The following is a 26,417-nucleotide window of genomic DNA, read 5'->3' on the forward strand; positions in this document are numbered from 1 at the left end:
GATGAAAAAAATACTATATATCCTATTTGTAGTTGTTCCCTTTCTGGTCGCAGCACAAAATACTTCTGAAAATTATGTGGTTACCAAAACCTATAAAGAAGCAACTACAAATACAGTAAACGGTCATGACAAAGACAAGCTGATGACCACGGTTCAATATTTTGATGGATTAGGAAGATTAAAACAAACTGTTGGAGTTGAAGCTGGAGGTCATGTAGTTTCGGATAATGTTTTGCCTATAGATTGGCAACTCAATAATACCGCTACTGCTTTCTATAATCGAAACGGAGCTGCTACAGAGAACACGGTAGTAAACGGAGCCAATCCTTTTGGTACAACCAATTTATTATGGGAATGTAAACCCGATGCGACTAGTAATGCAGATGGAGGATGGAATACGGATTATTTTACTATTGATAATACCAAAACGTATCGATATACGGTATGGGTAAAACGCACAGGGTCTCAGGCAGGAACGACTTATCATGGTACACAGAATGTCAACAACCTAAATGGGACTGCAAATAGCAACCCTTATTTCTTGGCTGGAGATTTACCACAATTAAATACCTGGTATTTGATGGTGGGGATTGTACATCCACATAGCTATACTGGTGGTGATACTGGAGAGAGTGGGGTATATGATCTTAATGGAAATAAGGTTATTGATGGTACAGAATATAAATGGAGACCGGGAATTGATCAAACCCGTTTTAGAAACTACCTGTATTATTGTACGGATACCAATGTGCGACAGTACTTTTGGAACCCACTGGCACAGGCTATAGACGGGACTGAGTTATCGATACAAGATATTGTAAATAGAAAATCAGCATTTGTTACCGAAGAAAAAGCTAGTGATATTATTACTCATGTAAGCTATGATGCTTTAGGAAGACAAGCAAAGGAATATTTACCATTTGCCAGTCAGAGCAACAATGCTAATATCCGCACCGGAGATGTTGGACTGGCTACTCAAAAATACTATCAGCAAAAATATGAAGAAGACTTTGCAGGAGTAACGCTGCCTACAGGAGTAAATGCGTATTCTGAAAAAGAATTTGATGGTTCCCCACTCAACCGAGTAGTGAAACAAGCGGCACCTGGTAAGGATTGGAAGCTAGGAAGTGGGCACGAAATTAAAATGGGTTATCAAACCAATGGTACCAATGAGGTAAGACTGTATAGCGTAACGACTAGCTTTGCTAACAACACCTATACTCCCACATTGCAAGGTGGTACCAGTTACTATGCACAAGGAGAATTGTATAAAACAGTAACCAAAGATGAGAATTGGACCTCTGGAGTGGATCATACTACCGAAGAGTTTAAGGATAAGCGAGGTCAAGTGATCTTAAAGAGAAATTACAATGCGGGTCAAAAGCATGATACCTATTATGTATATGATGATTTTGGAAATTTGACCTACGTGATTCCTCCCAAAGTAGACACTTCTAATGGTATCTCAAATAGTGAGCTTACCGAGTTGTGTTATCAGTATAAATATGACAATAGAAACCGTTTGATAGAGAAGAAGGTTCCTGGCAAAGGATGGGAGTATATTATATATAATAAGCTGGATCAACCGGTACTAACTCAGGATGCAATACAGCACATACAAACCAATTCAAGTGGGCAATTGGATAGAGAGTTATTGTTTACCAAATATGATCATTTAGGAAGAGTTGCTTACACTGGATATACTAAGAATCTTTCTTCAAGAGTAACGCTTCAGAATGCTGCCAACTCTACATCGTATACCCAATGGGAGAGTAGACAAAGCACAGCCAGAAATCTGGGAGGTACCAATGTTTATTATACAAGTTCTGCCATACCTTCGGGAGTGACTCAAGTATATTCGGTAAATTACTATGATACCTATATAGATTTACCATCGGGATTATCCAATACTGTGACTACCAGTTATGGACAAACCTCTACTACAAGAACCAAAGGTTTAGCTACTGTGGCCAAAACAAGAGTATTGGATACCAGTAGTTGGATCACAACGGTGAGTTATTATGATGAAAAGGGTCGTCCTATCTATATCTACTCAAAGAATGATTATCTGCAGACTATCGATATTGTAGAAAACAAGTTAGATGATTTTACAGGGAAAGTACTAGAGACCAAAACCACACACAAAAAGACTGGAAAAGCCGATGTGGTTACCATAGATCGTTTTGAGTATGATCATATGGATCGATTGGCGAGTCAAACCCAACAGGTGAATAATCAAACTTCAGAACGTATTGTAAAAAACAACTACGATGATTTAGGGCAGTTGGCCAGTAAAGTAGTGGGTAATGGTACCAAAGCTGGATACAAAGATATCACTAGCGGACTTACGGTAAGTAATAATGAGATCGCCAAAGTAAGTGGTGGTGGTTGGGCCGTTGGTTTGGCTACCCAAGGGAGTATCACTGGTGATGGATATGTGGAGTTTATTGCAGGATCAGATAATACCCCAATGATGATTGGATTATCCAACAGCAATACCAATGCACATTACAATACGATTAATCACGCGATTTATCTGTATTGGACCAAAAGATTGATCATTTATGAAAACGGAAGTCATAAAGGAGAGTATGGCAAGTTTGCTATTGGGGATGTTTTCAGAGTAGAACGTATAGGGAATACCATCCTTTATAAGAAGAACGGGGAGACCTTTTATGTTTCCAAAACCGCTTCGTCTGGGAGTTTGTTGGGAGATATCTCTATGCATACCAATGGAGCCAAGATCAAAGACTTCAAGATTGTTGATAATAGCAAAGGGCTACAGAAAACAGATTATAAATACAATATACGTGGTTGGTTAACATCCATCAATGAGGATGCGATAGATGACAATGATTTGTTCAATTTCAATCTGAGATATAATACAGGTAGTGATGCTAGCAAAAGATTGTATAATGGTAATATCGCACAGACCAGTTGGCAGACGCAAAATATGGATGCCAGTACCAGAGCGTATATATATACATATGATGCCTTGAACAGACTTACGGCTGCCACAGGAACCAAAGATGATCGATATAATGTAGGAGGAATTACTTATGATAAGAATGGAAATATCTTGCAATTACAACGTAGAGGGCATACTAATGCGGCTGCAACTGCTTTTGGAATAATGGATAATCTGATATATTCTTATGATAGTGGTAATAAACTGACTAAAGTACTGGATAATGGTAACGACACTTATGGTTTTAAAGATGGAACCAATACCACTACCGAGTATACCTACGACGCCAATGGTAATATGAAAACGGATGCCAACAAGGGGATTACCGGGATCACTTATAATCACTTGAATTTACCTACCCGTGTAACTATTGCAGGTAAAAACATCGATTACAAATACGATGCAGCGGGGATGAAGCTGAGAAAAACGGTAAATGGAGTAACCACGGATTATGCCGGTAACCATATGTATGAAAATGGAACCTTACAATTCTTTAATCACCCAGAGGGCTATGTAGAAAACAATAGTGGAAGTTTTAACTATGTATATCAGCATAAGGATCATTTGGGTAATATTCGTTTATCCTATACTGATGCGAATAAGGATGGAGAAATCACAGCGCCAACTACAGAAATATTCTTTGATGATCTAAGTCATAGTGCTGGATGGGATAGTGTGGGGGCACTGCATGGTTCTGCAGGAACTATTGATAGTAAGCATGCGGTATCGGGAACCAAATCGGTGAAACTATCCAGAACTGGATCAGGTGAAGTGTTTGTACATAGCAATGAGTGGGTAGCTATTAACAATAGTACCGCTACCGATTATATCTTTTCGGGATGGATCTATATCGAAGCACCGAGCAGTGCCTATGGTAGGATTATGCTATTTATGAATGAAAATGAAGAAACAGGATATTTTACACAAATAGTAGAAGCGCCTAGAGCAAGAGACACAAACAAATGGGTGTATGTAGAAAAACGAGTAACTGTACCAGCTAATATTGATAAGTTAAATCTACGAGTAGATATCTACACAGGAGGATCAAAAGTAGAAGGTTGGTTTGACGACTTACGTATTACCAGAGTAAATGGTAGTGCAGGTAGCGAAATTGTAGAAGAAAAGAACTACTACCCATTTGGGTTAAGACAAAAAGGGTATAACACTATGATTTCTTCATTGGGTAATGCTACCGCTCAAAAGTTTGGGTATAATGATGTTGAATTGGAAAAAGCCTTAGGTTTAAATCTTATGGAAATGGATTTTAGACAGTATGACCCTGCTTTAGCTAGGTTTACAGGGATTGATCCCGTAACCCATCACTCGATGTCTACTTACACCGCATTTGATAATAATCCTATTTTTTGGGTGGACCCAAGTGGAGCAAATGCTGAAGGTCCAATAACTGAAACCGTAATTGGAATAACTTCAAGAGTAGATGAACACAACGTGACGCATATTACCCAAACAACAACTACTAGGACTATTACAGAGAATGAAGATGGTAGCTTCTTAGTGAATTTTTCCACTGAGTCTATCACAAATACGGTTGATGCCAATGGGAAAGTAACTGAAGGGACAGTTGTTAAAACCGCAGAAGGTAGTATTTCAGTGGTATCACAGGATAATTACACAGCAGATATAACAACAGGAGAAAGAAAAGTAGATGGAGATGATAAATCCTCAGCTTTTAACAAGTGGACTAATAAAGTCTCAAGTCATAATGCAAACAACGATGGAGTTTACAACCAAAATTCTATAGATACTGGTTCTGCTGAAGTAATATGGGCAGGTAAGGCTGGAAGTGCAATTCTTGGTGTTTTTGGGGGGCTGATAAATTACCTGAATTCTTAGGTCTAGCGCTGAGTGCCCCTCAAAAGAAAATTATTGGATTAGCAGGAGGAAAGATAACTGCTGATGGAGTAATAGGTAAAGGAGGAGATTATTTGAATAAAAGAATAGGGAAAAACAATGGTTACTCTATTTTGTATGATGTGAAACATATTTATAATGGTCAAATAATAAAGGATTTTAAAGCTAACCGAAGGTCTAATGGATCTCATAAGAAGTATTACAATTCTAAGAAAATCAAAGAGACCATAAATAAAGCTCTAAAGATTGGAAGATATATTAAGAGCAGAGGTTTTAGGTTTTAAAACAAAAATCGCTCGGATTTCAAATCCGGGCGACCCTAACCGAAATAAAATATGATAACAACACCATGCAAAGTTTAGCATGAATTGTATGATGTTTTCTCAACTGCTTTTGTTTTATTCTTTTTTTAATTTTTAATTGACGATTACCAAATTTAATTGATAAAGTTGAGGACATAAGGGTCAAAAAACAGGTGTGATATATGGGCTAGACAGCAATTATACCACACCTTGCCCTTGTGATTATTCTTCTTGATCGTATTTGATGATCCAGGGATGTTGATATATTCGCAGTACAAAATAGTACACTACAGATAATTGGATACGGGAGATAGTACAGGGATTTCGATGGTGACTACCGTTCCTCGACCTAGCATAGAATCTATAAACAACTTCCCTGATAATGACTTAAGTCGGTTTTTGATATTTTTGATACCAATACCTTCAGTAGTTTTGTTGGTATCAAAACCTAATCCGTCGTCTTCGAATAGTAGTTGAATAACATCATCATTTTTATTGATGTAAATATCAATGTTTTTGGCTTTTGCGTGTTTCAACGAATTTGTAAGTAATTCTTGTACTATTTTAAACAACTCTTCGGTAAGATAAGGTTCAAGCTTATCGATTTCACTTTCAGGATAAGGATGAAAAGAGATATTGGAGTCACTCCCATTGGAAACATTATGTACGTACTCCCTTACCAGCGCTGTGATCGGGTTTTTCTGAAATTTCTTTGGGGTAAGATTGTGAGAGAAATCTCGTACCTGATTATAGGTTTCATCTACCTGTTTGATGATGTTGACCTTTTGTTTGTCTGATTCAGAAGTATTTGAAAGCTGTAATTTGATACTTGCCAAATTCCCCCCAATACTGTCGTGCAATTCCCGAGCGAGACGTTGACGCTCTTTGTCTTGTCCCTCCATGGTTGCTTTGATAAGATTAAGCTCCTGTTCCTTCATTAAACCATACACCTTTTGCGAGTTGACCTCTTCCTGAGATTTATTTAAAGCTATTTGTGTTTTTAATTTCTGAAAGTATACAAATAACAATCCTACTACCGGGAACAAAACCACCAGAAAACCTATCAGAAATGCTTTTTTAATTGTTCGCTGTTTCTCGATTTCTCCTTCTTTCAATAGTTGAGATTCTTTGAGAGCAAGAATTTCCTTTTCCTTTTGCAGGGTTTGATATTTAATTTCTAATTCTTGAACTACTTTTTTATTTTGGGCTTTTAGAATTTGATTAGAGATAGAGAGGTATTGCGTCATGAGGTTATACGCATTTTTATAATCCTTATTGGCAACCTTGAGATCTTTGAGGACCATAATTACATCTTCCTGGAGTTTTAGTTTATTCCATTGCACCGCATTGACGTATGCAGAGGATAGCACCATTTCGGCAATCTCAGAGTTTCCTTGACGGTAATAGGTAATCCCAATTCTAATAGCCGCTTCTATGTATAAATCATAAAAGTTATTTTGAAAGGCCTCGTCTTTTACGCTTAAAAAGTACTGTAGTGCTTTATCGAGATTTTTTTCATGCAGATCGATACGCCCCAGCTTCAATTGAGTTTCTAAAGTTACTTTGTGATTTTTATGCAAGCTTAACTGCTCGAGTACTTCCAGGTAGTGAGGTTTTGCTTTTTGAATGTCTTTTTTGAAAAAATAAACATCGGCCAAGTGCTTTTTTGCCAAAATACGAATCTCATCATCTTCAGTATTTTGCAGGCAAGTTTCAAAAATTGGCAGGGCAGCATCGTACTTCTCCTGATTCAGATATACTATACCTAGACCAAGTTGATGCGTATAATACATGGTACTCATTTTGGAAAGGGGAGAAGCGTTAATGCCATCTAGATAATGTTGCATAGCATCATCTAAGAGCCCTTTTTTAAGTTTCCCTTTACCCAGAATATCGTATGATTTGGAGAGATACAACTCTGAGTCGGTTAATTCATCTTTGTGGGATGTAATCTTTTCTTGTAGCAGTGTTCCGTAGTAAAGTATCGAATCGGTATTTCCTGCCTTAATATGAATTGCCGCTATGGTATCGATAATTTTTATTTTCCGAATCGGAGATTGGGCATTTTTAAGATCATCATGAAGCCGTTTGTCAACAGTATTTGGTGTTGTTCCAAAAACTGTATACCAGTCTTTTTTTCATCTTGTGCCTTAGTAAAAAATGAAAACAATAAAAAAAAGATCCAACTATTCTTTCCCAAACCTTTAAAAATCATATAATTACCGTATCTAAAAATAAGGAATTTTATTTTTCCTTATCATCATCATACCTGATAATCCAGGGATTAGCAGTAAAATAGTTCCATGGGGTGTTGGCCAGATCCACCTCGGGATCAATAAAAGGCCTGCGCTTTTTACCGTTTACCGAAACACTACTTTTTACATATACCGAAATGTCTTTCCCTTCTTCGGCATATATTTTTTTAAGACGTTGCGCAAATTGCCAGATGGCATCCGGCTTGGCCGCTACCGTTCGCAATTGCTTTTTGGATAAGTAGTCCTTTTTATTGATATATTTTCTTTCTGCCTTAGGATCCGCTTTGTCGACCACATAAAAATTAGTAATACCCGATCTCCCTCTCAACATCATACGCCAGCTCATACGGTGACCTTCTTCGGTCCACAGCACATCCCCTGGGATAAACCAATGCCGAACGGGTAAGGCAATCTGTATCACAAACCAAATTATAGCTACAGGAATCAGTATCTTTTTGTAAGAGGGTACAATGACTTCGTTTTTATCGTAAAACTCTTTCTTTTTCATAAAAATGGCATGAATCCGCTCTTTGGAAAAGAAAAACACGGTAAAAGCCAGTGATAAATATGGGAAAATCCCAATTTGAAAGATGATCGAATTGAAAATATGAAAGAATATACTGAAGAAAAATGCTGCTAATCGAGTCCTTCTCCATAAGAGAAGAGGAACAATAAGTAAATCAAACAAAATCCCAAAATAGGTAATGCTTACATGGGCCCAATGTCCTTGTAGCAGATCTCCAATAATAGGGTAGTATGCTCTACCCAACATCAGGTTTTTGGCAACACTATAGTTCAACCAATCCGGATATAATTTGGCTACCGAAGCATAGGTGTACACAATCCAAAGTTGTGCAATGATGACCAAAACACACCAACGGGGCATAGATATTTTCTTTAGAGCAGGATTGCGTTTTACGTCTATAGAAAAATAATTACCTGCAGGCAATACGCTCATCATGATCAATAATAACAATAGGAGATAGTAATGATTGTTATATGAGGATTTTTGCATAAAATACACCCCAGCCCACATAATGGTATATGCTAGCATGCTCCATCGGTATTTAAACCCAACCATGACTAAAAGCCCAAAGATGCCCATTACCGCAAAATAATAATACATACCGTCACCAGGTAGAGGTTGTAAAAAGTCCAGCCCGATAAAATTGAAAGTAAACTGAGGTTCGATCATCGTGCGGGTGATCCAACCGGTAAAGATGGCTCCAATAGCTTCTGCAGCAATCAGGAATCCAAAAAAGACTCTAAATATAATTAAGGCACTATTATCAATTTGAGTAAATAGCCAACGATTGATCATACCAAAGAATTTATGTATTCGCGAGAAAATTCTTCATCTTGTTGCATCGCTTCCTGAAGTTCCTCGACTGAATTGAATTTTTTCTCGTCTCGAATGCGTTTAAGCATTTCGATCTGTATTTTTTTATCGTATAAGTTGAAAGAAGCATCAAAAAAATGCGTTTCTATCGTTTGTTGCTCGCCATTTACGGTAGGATTTGTCCCAATATTCATCATTCCAAAATAGAGTTTGTTGTCGATTTTGGATTGTACCACATATACTCCCTTTTTTGGGATGAGTTTGTACTCTTCGGGGATGTGCAAGTTGGCTGTTGGATAACTTAATTTTCTGCCGAGTTCTTTTCCTCGTACGACTTTACCCGTAAGCATAAAGTTATAACCCAAATAGGTGTTAGCCTTGATAATATCTCCATCAGCCAGTGCCTGTCGTATTTTTGTGGAGCTTATCGCTACATCATCAATATCCTGTTTCGAAATTTCTTCTACCGTAAAATCATTTTGAATCCCATAAGAAGCGAGATCGGTGATATTCGAATTGCGATTACGCCCAAAACGGTGGTCATATCCTATGATGACATGACGGATATTAAGCGCATCGATCAGCATTTGTTGCACATACTCTCCGGCAGTAAGTCTCGAAAACTCTTTGGTAAACGGATGAATAACCAAGTTGTCTAATCCGGTTTTTTCTAGAATTTGAATGCGCTCATCGATGGTGTTGATTAACTTGATATCAGAATCTTGTTGTAGTACCATTCTAGGATGTGGAAAAAAGGTAAGAACAACAGATTCTATTCCGTTCGTTTTTGCACTTTCTACCAGGCGTTCAATTATTTTTTTGTGGCCAATGTGTACACCATCAAAAGTACCTATGGTCACTACGGTTGGAGTTATGTTGGTGTATGTATCGGCGTTATGATATAGTTTCAAGAAGTAAAGTTTTTGAAGTATAAAATTACGGAAATGTTGGTATACATTTCTTTATTTTCCGTTAAAGATGTTCATAGTATTGGCTAAACCAGCCGTTGCAAACGACTTGATGAGTCCGATGCCTTTTTCAATTCGTTCGGGCATTGCGCTGTTTTCTTCTTCATTCCATTCGCCCAATACATAATCTACTTGTCGTCCTTTGCTAAATTCTGCCCCCACCCCAAATCTAAATCTGGCATATTTTGAGGTTTGTAGTTGTGCTTCGATGTCTTTAAGTCCGTTATGTCCTCCTGCACTGCCTTTGGCTTTGAGACGGATCGTACCAAATGGAATATTGATATCATCGGTCACCACCAAAAGGTTTTCTACGGGGACCTTTTCTTTTTCTAACCAGTAGCGAACGGCCTTACCGCTCAGATTCATATAGGTGTTTGGCTTTAAAAGAATAATACTACGTCCTTTATGTTTGTAAAGCGCAAGATCTCCTAACTTTTTGGTTTCAAAAGTTAAGGCCTCTTCTTTTGCCAGTGCATCTAAAATTTTAAAACCGATATTATGGCGAGTATTATGATATTTGGGACCAATATTTCCCAAACCAGCGACAAGAAATTTTTTCATTGGATCTTCTTCCTGGATTTCTCTTTTCTCTTTTGAAAATAGTTTTCTAAAAACAGAAATCATATTGTTCTTTTTTTGGGTGAGGGATAGTAGTGATTACCCCGCAGATTATGAGCCCTGAGGTTGAACACTGAGTATATCGAAGTGCTCTCGAAGGGCGAATAATCGAGGAGTAAAAACGGATAGCCCGACCGAAGTGCAACGGAGGACACCCCCTCAATAATCGTAACAAAAATAAAAAAAGCATCCCGAAATTGATCAGGATGCTTTTATACTTTATCAATGAGAGATGATTAAGCTTCGCTAGCAGCTTCAGTAGCTTCTGCAGCTGGTGCTTCACCTTCTTCTTCGTCTTCTTCTTCCGCAACCGCGTTACGAGATGTTTTCACCTGGCAAATTACAGTGTTATCAGGGTGTAAAATCGTAAAGTCATCACTTGCTACATCGGTTACATATAATTTGTTTCCAATTTTTAGCTCGGTGATATCTCCTTCGATCACATCAGGAAGTTTGGAAGCAAGACCTCTTACTTTGATACGTCTAAGGTTGAAACGCAATACACCGCCATTTCTTACACCACGAGAGTTACCAACAGTTCTGAAAGGAATTTCCATAGTGATGGCCTTGTCGTCGAAGATTTGAACGAAATCGATGTGTAAAATTTTATCGGTTACAGGGTGAAATTGGATATCCTGTAAAATCGCGTTTATTTTTGTGCCATTATCCAACGCTACTACCACGGTATGAACGTCTGGAGTGTACACTAAGTCTTTGAAAGCAATTTCTGGAGCTGCAAAGTGTACAATAGTGTCTCCACCATAGATCACACAAGGTACCTGTCCAGCATTACGTAGGGCTTTAGTTGCTTTCTTGCCCACGCTTTCTCTTTGAGATGCGTTGATTGTTAATGATTTCATTTTAAAAATTTATATATTACTAATTTACATTATGAACTTAGAGCTGATCGACTCATTATGGTGCACTCGGTGCATCACATCGGCAAATAGATTTGCACAGCTAACCACTCTAATTTTATCACTTTGTTGTTTTAGAGGAATCGAATCGGTTACAATCAATTCTTCTAGTTTTGAGTCATTTAATCGGTCATAAGCGCTACCTGATAAAATTGGGTGAGTACAAATCGCTCTTACACTTTTTGCTCCTCTTTCCATCATCAAATCTGCTGCCTTAGTTAACGTTCCCGCAGTATCTACCATATCATCTACTAATACTACATTTTTTCCGGTTACATCTCCAATCAATTCCATGTGCGAAATCACATTGGCCTTGGCACGTTGCTTATAACAAATAACTACATCACTTTTTAATGCTTTTGAATAGGCGTAGGCTCTTTTGGAACCTCCCATATCCGGAGATGCAACAGTCAAATCATCCAGCTTTAGTGATTGCAAATAAGGCAAGAAAATCGTAGAAGCATACAGGTGATCCACCGGTTTTTCAAAGAATCCCTGAATCTGATCGGCGTGTAGATCCATAGTAATGATTCTTGTTGCTCCTGCTGTTTCTAGCATTTTGGCAATCAATTTTGCAGCAATAGGAACTCTAGGCTTATCTTTTCTATCCTGTCGCGCCCACCCATAATAAGGTAATACTGCAGTAATATGTCTGGCTGACGCTCTTTTTGCAGCATCCAGCATTAATAGCATTTCCATAAGGTGATCAGAGTTTGGATGCGTAGACCCAATAATAAATACTCGAGATCCTCTTACCGATTCTTCAAAAGAAGGTTGGAACTCACCATCACTATACGTAGATGTGATCACATTTCCCAGTTTTGCACCGTAAGCGGTTACTATTTTTTCTGCAAGTTCTGTACTTTGATTACACGCAAAAAATTTTGCTTCAGTGTTTACGGGTGGCATAGGGTAAAATGTTGTATTGTAACGAGTTAAAACTAACTTTTGAAAAACAAGGTGCAAATTTAAAAATTTATTTTAACTCTCCTGCTTATTTTATTACTTATTTGCTGGTAGGGAATAAATATTTTTTTAATTTTGCCGTCCAATTCAATACCAAATTGCTCAAGTGGCGGAATTGGTAGACGCGCTGGATTCAAAATCCAGTTCCTTCGGGAGTGTGGGTTCGATTCCCACCTTGAGTACAAAAACGGTCCTTTTGAAAATCAAAAGGACCGTTTTTATTTTCTAGATGCTGTTATCTTCCAGTGAGGTAAAGATACTCTGTTTCTGTTTGGGTATTTCTGCAAAAATAGCTCCCCATGTGTTGAAAGATAAAATCATATTTTCGTAATAATAAACTCAGACCTTCTATTGAGCTGATGATCTGCTTCAGAGCAGGGGACATCATTCGTGCAATTGTTAATCAATTGAGTTTCTCCGTACCCAATGGCACTTTCTATGCGATCTCCATTAATACCTTGTGATACTAAATAGGCTTTAGTAGATTTAGCTCTGCGATCCGAAAGGGATAAATTATAATCATCGGGTGACCTGGAATCAGTATGAGATTCAACCTTGATTTTCATTTTGGGATATTGCGTCATTAGTAAGACTATTTTATTAAGTTCTATAGCCGCATCATTTCTGATAAAGGATTTGTCTAAATCAAAGTAAATAATCCCAATTTTTATTTTAAGTTGACCATTTTCTTCTACGATTAACTCATCTACGGTATCTAGGCCTAGAGGTACCTCTGTTTTACCGGTAATAGAGGATGTTTCAAAATCTTTAGAATTTGAGTTGTATCCCTTTTTTATAGCGGTTACTTTATACTTTTCGGAGCAACTTACGGGAGTAACAAAATTGTAATCACCATTTACTCCAGTGATCGCTTCCTCTATTTTTTCTCCATTTTTGGAGAAAAGACTGACAGTTACACCAGAAATTTTTTCTCCTGTTTTTATATTAGAAAGATATCCAAATACATTTTGAGTACACGTTTCAATAGGAGTACGTTCAAAAGAATAAATGTCATCATCGCCTTTTCCTGATTTTCTGTTTGAACATACAAAACCTGTATTAAGATCTTCCTTGATTATAAACCCAAAATCATCTAGTTTACTGTTCAGAGGAGCGCCCAAGTTAATTGGGGTATTAAAAACATTTTCTATAACATAACCAGCTTGAAAAACATCTAATCCTCCTAATCCCAAATGTCCATCAGAGGCAAAATAAAGCCTGTTGCCAGTAATATAAGGGAACATTTCACGGCCATAGGTATTAATGTCATTTCCTAAGTTACGTGGTTGAGAGTATTGATCATTTTCCAGGATATCAACAACAAAAATATCCGTAGCACCTATCGATCCTGGCATGTCTGACACAAAATATAACTGCTTTCCATCAGGGCTAACTGCTGGGTGTCCTACAGAATAATCATCACTATTGAACGGTAGCTCTTTTATATCCTCCCAGATTGTATTTCCGTCCTCATCTTCTTTTAAAACAGCACTATACAATTTGAGATGATTGACACCGTCCTGATCACGTCCTAAATTACCATCATAATTATTTCTGGTAAAGTAGATTTTTCTTTCATCCAGAGAAAATGAAACCGTAGCTTCATGATATCGGGTGTTGATTTCTTCGCTAAACTCTTCGATCAGCGTTACATCGGTTTGCAACGGATTGATTCTGCCTAAATACAGACTCAAGAAAGGTTGTTCATTCCAATGGTATCTTCTTTCTTCATAGTATGATGAATCTATGGCAGAAGAATATACTAGTTGATCTTTATAGTACATCGGCCCAAAGTCTGAATATTCAGTATTGATATCCAGATTTCTTAATGTAAATTGAGGTTCGATATCCAAGATATCCTCTACAGTGATTTTATTTTGTGAATATTTTTCAGCTCTTGGATCTTCATTTTTGGCTTTTTCAGAGAATTTTTTCATCCATTTTTTGGCTTGTTTATATTCTCCTATTCCTTGCAATGCATGGGCATATCTAAAAATATATTCGGCATCTACTTCTTTTGGATATTCTGAAATTAATCGATCATACCATTTATATGCTCCTTCCATATCCGTATTGAAGTAGTAGGCGTCTCCTGCTTTCTGAAAGACTTCTGAAGATATATCACCTTGATCTATAGCGGATTCATATTCTTTTGCAGCTTCGATATACCACATTTTGTCAAATAAATCATCAGCTCGTTTGTATTTCTTTTGAGCGTTACCAACAAAAATGCTAAGTACTATTATGCTTATTGTAAAAATATATTTCATTTGATTTATTTTAAAAGAACCTAGGTGATTTTAATCTCTTTTCGGAAGAAATAAGTTCAAAACGAACCATAATTTCATGACTACCTGTGGTAAATCGTTGTAATTCTGTAGTTGTGTAATCATAGGCATATCCTATTAACAGTGTGGGAGAAACCTGAAATCCAGCTAAACCGCTAAATGAATCATCCCATCTATATGCAGCACCTAATCTAAATTTATCGTAGAACATAAAGTTTGCCGATAGATCAACTATTAATGGCGCTCCTACTACATGTTTGAGTAAAAAGGCAGGTTTAAATTTAATATCTGTATTGATATCAAATACTAATCCTCCAATTAAGAAAAAGTGTAAACGTTCTGATGCCAGTGATTGCTGAATATCATCATAATGTTGATCCGTAAAAAAGTTAGGAATGGAGATCCCTAAATAACTTCTTTCACTGTGCAAGTATAAACCCGCACCAACCGTAGGTAGAAATTTGTTATTGATATTTTGCTGAAATAGAATATCAGGGTTTTGAGCTTGTCCCCGTGTCCAGTCAATATTAAAAAGCCTTCCTCCACCTTTAACACCAAAAGATAGTTTATGAGTTAAAGAAGCCTGGATCGTATATGAAAAATTAACATCGAGATAGAACTCATCTGCAGGTCCTATTTGATCATTAATGACCGACAATCCTAAACCTACTTTTTTACCAATAGGAGAATCCAATGTAAATGTTTGTGTTCTTGGTGCACCTTCGATCCCTACCCATTGAGAACGATGGATCCCTATGGCATTAAAGTTACCTCTAGATCCGGCATATGCTGAGTTTACACTTAGTGTATTGTACATGTACTGCGTAAATTGTGGATCTTGTTGGGCATGTGCACAAAATGAAAGGAATACAATAACAATCCCTATGTTTTTTCTAATGGCTGTATTCATTGCTTTCGTCAAATTTTTTATAAGTAGATCTTCTTTTTTTATATTTTTTCGCATCGATAGGTAGATTTATCTGTTAATGTATAACCATCCGGCTCGGGTTGGACTACCATTGCCTAAATCCAAAATGTAATAGTACGTTCCTACTGGAAGTTTTTCTTCAGTATATAAAACTGCTCTACCATTTGAAGTTCCGTTAAAAGAGTTATCATATCCCTCTTTTTGATATACGATATTACCCCATCTATTGTAAATGATAAGTTTGTTGTTAGGAAATCTATCAATACAATCGATAACAAAGGTGTCATTCACTCCATCATTGTTTGGAGAAAACTCATTGAATACGGTTAAACAAATTGTGTCTATAGTAACCTGATCTTCATCGTTGTCTGAGTTTGCATCAACCTGATCCAAAGAGATAAGGGAAGCAATATTCACGTAATCATCAATATCTAGGACTTCTACCGTTATTTCGAGCGTTTGAGAGCTGTTACCCGCAACTAAAGGAAGCGTCCATATTCCTGATACTTCATTATAAGTTCCCGAAGTAGCCGTCGAAGACTCAAATCGATAACCAGTAGGGAGTCGATCCAAGATTTCGATAGAGGTTGCGTCCAAAGACCCCAAGTTGTTAGCGGTTATAGTAAACACTATTACATCTCCAATGGCAGGATTAGGATCACTAACCGTTTTAGTAACTTGAATATCAGTTAAAGGAGTTTCAATAAATGAACTGTCTTCATCATCTTCACTTTGATCTCCATCATCATTATTAGGGGTACTATTCGGATCAAATTGATCACTTGCGGTAATTTGAGCAATATTGAGATATTCTCCGTCCTCTAGAGTAGGGAGATTCACGGTTGCTTGATAGGTCACAAACAAACCACCTGTGTCTACAGTCAATCCTGTCCAATCAATAACATTTCCCACCAGAGTACCACCATTACTTATATTTGTGATATTACTGTATCCAATAGGTACAATATCCTGTACTGCAACTCCAGTTGCGATATCCGGTCCAGCGTTGTTTATCTGCAGTGTGAAAGTTATAACTTCACCAACATTTGCATTTACATTGCTTACCGACTTGTCTAAACTTAAATCTGCACGTTCTACAAATACTTGAATATCATCTTGGTCATTTTCAGAAAGATCATTGTTCCCTGGGGTACTGTTAGGATCTAATTGATCACTAGCTGTAACTTCTGCAACGTTGATATACTCGTTTGGAGTACCAGTTGGAGTATTTACTAATACATCTATAAATAGTGTTTGTGTTCTTCCGTTGGGGATAGTTCCTACATTCCATACTCCGGTGGTTTCATCATATGTTCCAGAAGTAGCACTGAAGAGGATGAAATCGAATCCAATTGGGAGTTGGTCAACAACTTCTACGTTGGTTGCTACATCAGGACCATTGTTGGTAACCGTTATTTGGAATGTAATCTCGTCTCCAACATTTGGAGTGATATCATTGTCCACTACTGTTTTTTCTAGCACTAAGTCTGCAATGGCATCCACTGGAGTGATCAATTGGTTATCTTCATCATCTTCGCTTTGGTCACCATCATCGTTACCTGGAGTAGAGTCAGGATCCATAATATCTGATGCTGAAATTTCAGCGATATTAAGATAATCTCCAGTTGTATTCACTAACACATCAATTAAGAGTGTTTCTGAAGTTCCACTAGCAATATTACCCAAGGTCCATATTCCAGTATTTTCGTCATAGCTTCCAGTCGATGAACTGAAAAGAATGAAATCAAATCCAGAGGGTAACAGGTCTGTAACTTCAACTCCAGTAGCATCTTGTGGCCCGTCATTTGATACTGTAATCTGAAAGGTGATTTCTGTTCCGATTGCAGGCATAGTATCTCCATCTACAACAGTTTTAACTAAAGATAAGTCAGCACTAGATGCAACAGGAGTAACTATTGCATTGTCTTCATCATCCTCACTTTGATCTCCATCATCGTTGTTTGGTGCCGAATCAGAATCTAATATGTCTGATGCTGTTACTTGAGCAATATTTAAATAGTCACCCGTTGGATTTACTAAAGCGTCAATTAGTAATGTTTCTGAGGTCCCGCTAGCAATGTTACCAACAGTCCAAATACCAGTAGCTTCATTATAACCACCAACGGTAGAACTAAATAAAACAAAGTCGTAGCCTGAAGGTAGCAGGTCGGTCACTTCCACACCAGTGGCATCCTGCGGTCCATCATTTGTAATGGTAATCTGAAACGTAATTTCGGAACCAATAAGCGGAGTAGTGTCTCCATCAACAACGATTTTGGTGAGCGAAAGATCAGATATAGGAGCGACTGGAGTTACAACTGCATTGTCTTCATCATCTTCACTTTGATCTCCATCATCATTGTTAGGAGCAGAATCAATATCAAAAACATCAGAATTTGTAATCTGAGCTACGTTTAAATAATCTCCTGTTGGGTTCACCAGTACATCTATCAGTAAGGTTTCCGAAGTACCACTAGCAATGTTACCAAGAGTCCAAATACCAGTGGTTTCGTTATAAGTCCCTTCTGTTGAGCTGAAAAGGACGAAATCGTATCCGGAAGGCAATACATCAGTAACTTCTACCCCTGTAGCATCTTGAGGGCCATCATTAAATACCTGTATTTGGAATGTGATTTCCTGTCCTATTAGTGGAGTTAAATCACCATCAACCACTGTTTTTGTTAAAGATAGATCTGCTGTTGCTGGTGGTATAGTAATGGCATCTTCATCATCATCAGGTATTCCATCTCCATTATCATCTACAGTTTCGTCTGCTGTAGGGTCACTATCAGGATCAAACTGATCACTGGCTGTAATTTGTGCTGCGTTGGTATAGTTGACTCCAGCTCCAGGAGCGTTAACCGTTGCGGTATAGGTAAGTGTTACGCTACCGTTATTAGCAGGTACGCTAAGTGTTGTCCAGTTTGCTGTATTATTCGGAATGTCTGCTGTACCAGGAGCTGTTACGCTCACCACGGTAAACCCGTTAGGCAATATGTCTTCTACAGCTACACCCGTAGCAGGATCTGGACCGGCATTGGTTACCACCAGAGTAAATGTCACAGTATCTCCCACATTAGGGCTTGTATTATCAATACTTTTAGCTATGCTTAAGTCAGCTGCTTGTGGGGTTACGACTGCTGTATCTTCATCATCATCAGGTATTCCATCACCGTTATCGTCTACGGTATTATCTGTAGTGGGATCACTATCGGGATCAAACTGATCACTATCCGTTATGAGTGCTACATTTAGATATTCATTAGCAGTACCCGTTGGTGCATCTACCGTTGCATCAAAAGTAAGTACTAGTGGAGTGGTTGTAGTTACGGCTTGCGACGCCCAAGTGATTGTTCCTGCGGTTTCACTACCTGGAGCACTGATATTTGTGATGTTGCTATATCCATCTGGTACTATATCTTGTATATCTACTCCTGAGGCATCATCTGGTCCATCGTTGGTAATGGTCAGGGTAAAGGTAACAACCTCCCCTACGTTAGGAGTAGTGTTACTCACAGTTTTATTGATGTTCAGGTCCGCTACTTGCGGAGTTACTTCAAAATTATCTTCATCATCTTCGCTTTGATCCCCATCATCGTTATTAGGGGTACTGGTAGGATCAAACTGATCACTATCTGTTATTTGAGCTACATTTAGGTATTCATTAGCAGTACCAGTAGGGGCTACGACTTCTACCTCATAACTTAAGGTAAGTGTAGCTGCTGCAGTGGTTAAGGATAGGTTATTCCAATTGATTGTATTTCCTGTTAATACTCCAGGAGCACTGATATTGGTAATATTGGTATATCCTGCAGGAACGATATCTTCTATATCAATACCTGTAGCATCTTGAGGTCCATTATTTGTAATTACAATCTCAAAGGTTACTGTATCTCCCACATTAGGAGTTGCACTAGAGGTAGCACTGATTCCTTTGGCTATAGTTAGATCTGCTTGTGCAGGGGTTGTGGTTACAGTATCTTCATCATCGTCATCACCTCCTGTTGTTGTATTGTTATCCCCATCGGCATTATCTTCATCTACGGTTTGATCTGTAGTAGGATCACTATCGGGATCGAACTGATCACTAGCTATGATTTGTGCTAGATTAGTATATTCTCCTGGAGTTCCTGTAGGTGCATTGACTTGGACATCATATGTCAATGTAGAGGTAGTTCCATTTAGAATGGTAAGGCTACTCCAATTAATTGTTGTAGCACCGGCATTGTAAATTCCTCCGTTATCTATACTTCCTGGTACAATACTATATCCTATAGGTAATACATCTTCTATAGCAACTCCTGTAGCATCATTAGGTCCATTATTAGCAATAGCTAATGTAAATGTTAATACATCACCTACATTTACCGGAGCTCCATTACCATCGGTAAAACTTTTAGAGAGTTCTAAATCTGCCGAGGTAGGTGCAACTACAAATGTATCTTCATCATCATCGGCAATAGTATCTCCTAGGTCATCTACAGTTTCATCGCTTGTTGGATCACTATCAGGGTCAAATTGATCACTTGCTGTTACCTGAGCGACATTGTTATAGGTTACTCCTGCGCCAGGAGGGTTTACAGTAGCTTGATAGGTGAGTGTAATAAAGCTACTAGCAGGAACAAATAGGTTGGTCCATTCTGCAGTGTTTCCACCAATATCAGCTCCTCCATCATTTACAGTTCCCAGTATTAATCCATTGGATAATACGTCTTCTATGGTTACTCCTGTAGCATCATTTGGTCCATCGTTGGTAATGGTAAGAACATAGGTTAGTGTATCTCCTACATCAGGAGTAGCACTACCGCTTTGTAATCCTTTTGTGATACTTAAATCTGCAGATTGTGGTGTTGTTACAGCCGTATCTTCATCATCATCAGATATTCCATCACCATTATCGTCTACGGTCTCGTCAGCTGTAGGGTCACTATCAGGATCAAACTGATCACTATCTGTTATTTGAGCTATATTCAGGTATTCATTGGCGGTACCAGTTGGTGCATCTACAGTCGCATCAAAAGTAAGTACAAGTGGTATACCAACTGTTATAGATTGAGATGCCCATGTGATTGTTCCTCCGGTTTCACTACCTGGGGTACTAATGTTTGTGATATTACTATACCCACCAGGCACTACATCTTCGATGTCAACTCCTGTTGCATTATCAGGTCCATCATTGGTGATGGTAAGTGTAAAAGTGACCACATCTCCTACATTAGGTGAAGAATTACTAACGGTTTTATCGATGCTTAGGTCAGCTGCTTGTGGGGTTACTACTGCTGTATCTTCATCATCATCCGGTATTCCATCACCGTTATCATCTACGGTATTATCCGTAGCAGGATCACTATCGGGATCAAACTGATCACTATCAGTTATGAGTGCTACATTTAGATATTCATTGGCAGTACCTGTTGGTGCATCTACGGTTGCATCAAAAGTAAGTACTAGTGGAGTCGTTGTAGTTACTGCTTGCGACGCCCATGTGATTGTTCCTGCAGTTTCACTACCTGGCGCACTGATGTTTGTGATATTACTATATCCATCCGGTACGATATCTTGTATATCGACTCCTGAGGCATCATCCGGTCCATCGTTTGTAATGGTAAGAGTAAAGGTAACGACCTCACCTACGTTAGGAGTAGTGTTACTTACAGTTTTACTGATATTTAGGTCCGAGACTTCTGGGGTAGGGATGCTTGCATTATCTTCATCATCTTCGCTTTGATCCCCATCATCATTATTGGGTGTACTATTTGGATCTACTTGATCACTGGCAGAAATTTCGGCTATATTGGTATATTCTCCTGTAGCACCGGTAGGGGCATTTACAAGAGCTGTAATCTGTATACTTGCTGGTACACCCACAGCTACAGTACCTACGGTCCATACTCCAGATCCTGGGGCATAATCACCTCCACTATTATCAGTTTGATAGGAAAATCCTGCAGGAAGTTGATCTATCACACTAACATTGGTTGCTGTATCGGGTCCAGTGTTTGTAACCGTTATTGTAAACACGACAGAATCTCCCACATCGGCAGAACCTGGTGAAACAGTTTTATCGAGATCTAGATTTGCAGTTTGAATGGTAACATTAGCTGTATCTTCATCATCATCAGGAACCGAATCTCCTAAATCATCTACAGTTTCATCTGCGCTGGGATCACTGTCAGGATCAAACTGATCGCTAGCAGTAATTTGAGCTGAGTTTATATAAGGTCCTGTGGCGTTTACTGTAACATCATATGTTAGTGTTAAGATAGCTCCACTGGTAATTGCTAACCCTGTCCATGTTATTGACTGATTTCCGGCATTATAAACACCTCCATTACTTACTGTTCCAGGAACAAGAGTATAACCAAGTGGAATTAGATCTTCGACAATAACTCCACTTGCATCAGAAGAATTGGTTAGGGTAGTATTATCATTAAAAATTTCAATACTAAATGTAACTTGATCCCCTATATTAACCGAAGAAGGGGTAACCGATTTTGTGAGTTGCAGATCCGCAACCGGTGTGATGTTGATGGTAACTTGATCTGTTGCCGGATCACAATCTCCATTGGTTATGGCCCATTCAAATACATAAGTTCCTACAACGGTAGCCGTAACATCAGTACCTGGGTCTAAGGGATCTACAATATTAGCAGCATTAGGTCCAGATACCTGTGACCACATTCCTTGACCTGCTGTAGCTGCAGTAGCATCTAGTGTTACTAAGGAAAACTCTGGAAGTGTCTGATCAGGTCCAGCTTCAGCAATGATAGGATCAGATCGTATGATAATTTCCATAGTATCCACATTGGTACATCCACCTCCCACTACAGTCCAGGTAAATTCATAAGTTCCCGGAGATAAATCAATAATCAAACTTTCAGGGTTGTTCGGTGCAGCGATGGTTGGACCGGCAGGCCCTGCTGTTTGTGTCCAGGTGCCTACTCCACTGGTAATTGGGTCAGCATCCATAAAAGTTTGAGTAGCATCACATAGATCTTGATCAGGTCCAGCTTCAGCTGGTGAGGGTGGCGCTCCTGTAAATGTTATGGTAACCGTATCAGATTGAGGATCACACAAGTTTGGAGATACAGGATCTGTAAAAGCAGCGGTATTTGGATTTGTCACTGTCCAGGTTAAGATATATACATCGTCAATTCCGTCATTACCAACATCATCTGGTACATTGATTAATGGAGAATTTGGGTTATTTGGAAATTCGATAGTGGCAACACCTCCCGAAGGATCGTCTCCGGGATTTGCAAATGACCATTGACCCGTACCACTGGTAGGAGTAGTAGCTGCCAGTGTTACATCATCTTGACAAGCATTTGGTTGATCTGGTCCTGCTTCAACAGGATCTGGACCTTCAAATACTTCGATTCTTACTATATCTGCTTTATCTGTACAATTATTGATTGAATAATTCCATTCCAAAATATAGACACCAGGCTCGCTAAGCCCGTTTAATGTAGCATTAGGATTATTAATCTCCGCAAGTGGAATTGAGGCCGAAGTCCCTGGCTGATCAACAATAGTCCACGTAGCTGTTAATCCAGGGTCTGGTGGGGGAGTACTTCCAGCAAGTGTGATTGATGTGGTGTTATCCGAGCAAACAAAACGCGGTAAGCCTGCTTCAGGATCCATACTAGGGCCATCACTAACGGTTATGGTCACATCATCAAAATTATTACATGTAACTCCTGCCCCTGTATAATCTGTGGTGAACCTGAATGTATACGTATTTCCAGGAACAACTGTTGCGTTTGCAGTATTACTATTTGCTGGAGATTGGGTGATAACAGCCCCGTTAGCAGTGACTTCGGACCAGGTACCTGTGGTAACAGTTGTTGCATCAGGATCGGTTGTTACTGTAGTAGCTTCCAGAAAAACACTTGTTACTTGACATAAGTCTTGATCATCTCCCGCATCTGCAGGCGCAAATACGTCTACCTGAATTTCATCCGAGTCTGTTCGGGGGTCACATACAGGAGAACTACCTACTGTAGTCCACCTAAAGATATAAGTACCCGTTGTAAGATCATTTACAGTAATGCTATTACTACTTGGATTACTAATAGAAGGGGTATTTGGACCCGATAAAACGGTCCATGACCCTGATTCGGTTATAGGATTATTTAATGGATCTGCGGTGATTGTTGTATTATTGTCAGAACAGATAACTTGATCTCCACCTTGTATAACTGCTGGGGTTACTGGTATCCCGATATCGATAATTACGGTATCCGAAGCAGTAGAGCAACTTCCAAAAGATACAGTCCAGGCAAATTCATAGGTGCCGTCCAATAAATTAGAAAATGTAGCTGTGGGACTATTAATATCATCAACAGTAAATCCTCCGTTACCGGTCACCAAGCTCCAAGTTCCAGTTCCTAAAGCTCCAGGGTCTGTAGCTGCCATGGTAAAAGAAGTGGCACAAAAACTGTCATCAGGTCCTGCATTTGCCGTTGCAGTATTAGCAACAGTTATCTCCACACTATCAGAAGTAGCAGTACATGCTGGAGAAGGAGGGATAGCGGTATATTCTATGGTCCAGGTAAATGTATATGTTCCATCACCGGGTAAAGTTACATCCGTATCGAACTGATTTTGATCTACAAAAACAACACCAGCTGATGGTGTTACAGTCCAAGTTCCCGTTTCATCAGGTTGTTCCGGATTACCAGCCAGCGTTATATTGGTAGTGCCAGAAGGAAGACAAGCATCTGCTCCGGCATCTGCTATGGTTGGTGATTCATCAGCTGTGGTAGTTATAGTAACGGTGTCCGTAGCTGCAGGGCCACAAAATGTGAAATCGTTGATTAAAGACCAGGTCAGTACATAAGCTGTAGATGGGTTGACAAACCCGGTTGCTATGGTGTTAGGATCGTTTGGGTCTTCAAAAACGATCCCATCTGGAGATGACCAAGTACCTGTTTGACTATCTGTAGGAGGATCTGCAGCCAATTGTACGGGAGCATTAAAACATACTGTTTGATCTACACCTGCTTCTACTGGATTATTATCTAATGGTGACACGAATACTGTAGTGTCAGAAAAAGATGGTGGCGTACAGTTGGGACCTGCAGAAACGGAGTATCTAAAAACATATTCTCCAGGAATGAGGTCTGAGATTGCAGGGGATTGCGCATAAATATCTGCAATGGTTGCTGTATTAGGTCCAGAGATTTGAGACCAAACGGATTGTCCAGTGGTTATGGCATTACCAGCCAAATTACCTCCAGTTTGTCCACAAATAAAGGTTTGATCGGACCCAGCATTTGCAGTTGTAGGTATAAGAGAAACAGAAATAGTAACAAGATCCGTAGCTTCATCACAACTTTGTAAAGAACTTCCTGTTCGTAATCTTTTAAATTCTATAGTATAGGTTCCCTCCACATCCAAATCATTTATGGTGGTTGGACTACTACCAGCATTAATAGGAGTGCCATAGCTTATAGAAGGGTTAACAGGCCCGCTTAAGATTGTATATTCAGTACGAGTTCCACTATTGAAAACAAACGGAATAGAAAATGAAGTTTGACCACATGCCCCTACAACATCGTCTAGGCTATCGTCGTCCGTATTGGGATCTGCAGGAAGAGGAGGAGGAAAAGTATTTATACTTATTGGGTTAGTATTATACCTTACTCGCACTGTGTCTGAAGAGTCACAGCCTGTAACAGTATTTGTTATAGTATATCGAAATTGATAAGAGTTTGGTGCTGTTAGACCCGTGACTTGTGTAGTACTATTGGTGGGGTCTACTATAGTTACAGGTGGATTGCCATCTATTTGCTCCCACAATACTGTCTCATTGGTAAAGTCTGGAGTAGATCCTACTAAGGTAGTTTGGGTAATACTGGCATCACAAAATCGTTGGTTATCATTATCAATAGTTGCTGGAGTTACATCTTGTGTAGCAGGATCCACTGTTATAGTTACGGTATCTGTGCCAGAAGCACAAGGTCCGGTAACCGTCCATTGAAATACATAGGTTCCTTCTGTTAAATTACTTATTCCGGTAGTGTTATCATTAGGGTCCGTAATTATTGGTGCTGTAGGGCCACTTACAAAATTCCATGTCCCCACCTGACCATTAATATTATTACCCGCAAAGGAACCATTGAGATTGGTCGATTGACTTACAGTATAGCAACTATCTAAATTTTGTGGGGGGCCAGCATCAATGGGTTGCTCTCCACCAAAGTTAGTTACATTGATTTCTGCAAAAGATTCACAAAATATACCCGATCCAGGATCTGTAGGTCCAGTTATCGTCCAGCGTAAAGTAGTTGTTCCTGCGCTTCCCTCGGGTAAGGTTATCGGTGTAGAGGCTGAAGTAGGTAAAGAGATACTTACTCCTGCATTATTAGAACCTACAATGGACCAAGCACCAGTTTCACCTGGATTTGTTGGAGCATTACCATTGATGATCAAGGACCCAGAACTGTCAGGACAAGAAGCAATATCAGGAGAGGCTGTAGCTTCAGTTATGGGTAACACAGTAATTTCTACGTCTTGAAAAGGAGTATCACCGTTAAAACATTCGGCTGAATATCTAAAACCATACGTATTACCTCCAATAAAGCCTGTAATGATAGGGTTATCTATATTAGGATCGCTAATAGTTACAGTAGGTCCTGATATTTGTGTCCAGGTAGGTCCAGAAGCATAGGTGTCTGGGCTAGTACCATCTAGCTGCATTACATCATTCACACAAATGGTTTGATTTATCCCCGCATTTAAGGTACAACTTTGGGCTTGTACGTTTGGTATACTCCAAAATATCAGGCCTAAAATAAATAACCAGTTATAAACATAATTGGGTTTCAAATGGAAAAAGGTACATACAGAATTGAGGAAGTAATTTTTCTTCATAACGATGGTTAGTGTTACTGATAAGTTGCTATAAATTTTGTTAAACTCTAGAAAAAAGGAAGGGAATACGAATTGTCAAAAACACACAAAAACCGATTAAATACCTATTTTTTCGACA

At 38.9% G+C, this 26,417-nt stretch carries 10 protein-coding genes and 1 tRNA gene; 2 read left to right on the top strand and 9 right to left on the bottom strand.

Annotation, left to right across the window (positions count from 1 at the left end; genetic code table 11):
* Window position 1: 1 nt before the first annotated feature.
* Window positions 2-4,822 (top strand): DUF6443 domain-containing protein, encoded by a 4,821-nt coding sequence (locus tag AC0L3Q_RS02905; RefSeq protein WP_473284966.1) that lies wholly within the window; start codon window positions 2-4, stop codon window positions 4,820-4,822.
* A 607-nt stretch (window positions 4,823-5,429) separates the two neighbouring features.
* Here AC0L3Q_RS02905 and AC0L3Q_RS02910 read toward each other — a convergent pair.
* The 6 genes from AC0L3Q_RS02910 to AC0L3Q_RS02935 form a co-directional block, all read right to left on the bottom strand.
* Window positions 5,430-7,058, bottom strand: a complete 1,629-nt coding sequence (locus tag AC0L3Q_RS02910) for an ATP-binding protein (RefSeq protein ID WP_473284968.1) — start codon at window positions 7,056-7,058, stop codon at window positions 5,430-5,432.
* Between the two features lie 328 nt (window positions 7,059-7,386).
* Window positions 7,387-8,718: an HTTM domain-containing protein gene (locus AC0L3Q_RS02915; protein WP_473284970.1), complete on the bottom strand. Its 1,332-nt coding sequence runs from the start codon at window positions 8,716-8,718 to the stop codon at window positions 7,387-7,389.
* Window positions 8,715-9,647, bottom strand: a complete 933-nt coding sequence (locus AC0L3Q_RS02920; protein ID WP_073321670.1) for a bifunctional riboflavin kinase/FAD synthetase — start codon at window positions 9,645-9,647, stop codon at window positions 8,715-8,717. The genes AC0L3Q_RS02915 and AC0L3Q_RS02920 overlap by 4 nt, the downstream gene beginning before the upstream one ends.
* Before the next feature lie 51 nt (window positions 9,648-9,698).
* Window positions 9,699-10,328 carry an aminoacyl-tRNA hydrolase gene (pth, locus tag AC0L3Q_RS02925; protein WP_473284972.1) on the bottom strand — a complete coding sequence of 210 codons (630 nt, stop codon included), beginning with the start codon at window positions 10,326-10,328 and terminating at the stop codon, window positions 9,699-9,701.
* A 230-nt stretch (window positions 10,329-10,558) separates the two neighbouring features.
* Window positions 10,559-11,182: a 50S ribosomal protein L25/general stress protein Ctc gene (locus AC0L3Q_RS02930; RefSeq protein WP_473284974.1), complete on the bottom strand. Its 624-nt coding sequence runs from the start codon at window positions 11,180-11,182 to the stop codon at window positions 10,559-10,561.
* A gap of 24 nt (window positions 11,183-11,206) precedes the next feature.
* Window positions 11,207-12,148 carry a ribose-phosphate pyrophosphokinase gene (locus tag AC0L3Q_RS02935; protein WP_473284976.1) on the bottom strand — a complete coding sequence of 314 codons (942 nt, stop codon included), beginning with the start codon at window positions 12,146-12,148 and terminating at the stop codon, window positions 11,207-11,209.
* A 157-nt stretch (window positions 12,149-12,305) separates the two neighbouring features.
* Here AC0L3Q_RS02935 and AC0L3Q_RS02940 point away from each other — a divergent pair.
* Window positions 12,306-12,387, top strand: a tRNA-Leu gene (locus AC0L3Q_RS02940).
* Between the two features lie 135 nt (window positions 12,388-12,522).
* Here AC0L3Q_RS02940 and AC0L3Q_RS02945 read toward each other — a convergent pair.
* From AC0L3Q_RS02945 to AC0L3Q_RS02955, 3 genes are all read right to left on the bottom strand, one after another.
* Window positions 12,523-14,475, bottom strand: coding sequence for an OmpA family protein (locus AC0L3Q_RS02945; protein ID WP_473284978.1), 1,953 nt, complete (start codon window positions 14,473-14,475; stop codon window positions 12,523-12,525).
* Window positions 14,476-14,485: 10 nt separating this feature from the next.
* The gene (locus AC0L3Q_RS02950; protein WP_473284980.1) at window positions 14,486-15,403 is read right to left on the bottom strand and encodes a PorP/SprF family type IX secretion system membrane protein; all 918 of its coding nucleotides are present in this window, start codon (window positions 15,401-15,403) and stop codon (window positions 14,486-14,488) included.
* A 66-nt stretch (window positions 15,404-15,469) separates the two neighbouring features.
* Entirely contained in the window at window positions 15,470-26,299 is a 10,830-nt protein-coding gene (locus AC0L3Q_RS02955) for a PKD domain-containing protein (RefSeq protein WP_473284982.1), read from the bottom strand.
* Window positions 26,300-26,417: the final 118 nt, after the last annotated feature.

The sequence above is a fragment of the Aquimarina sp. KJ22-3 genome (assembly GCF_055808215.1).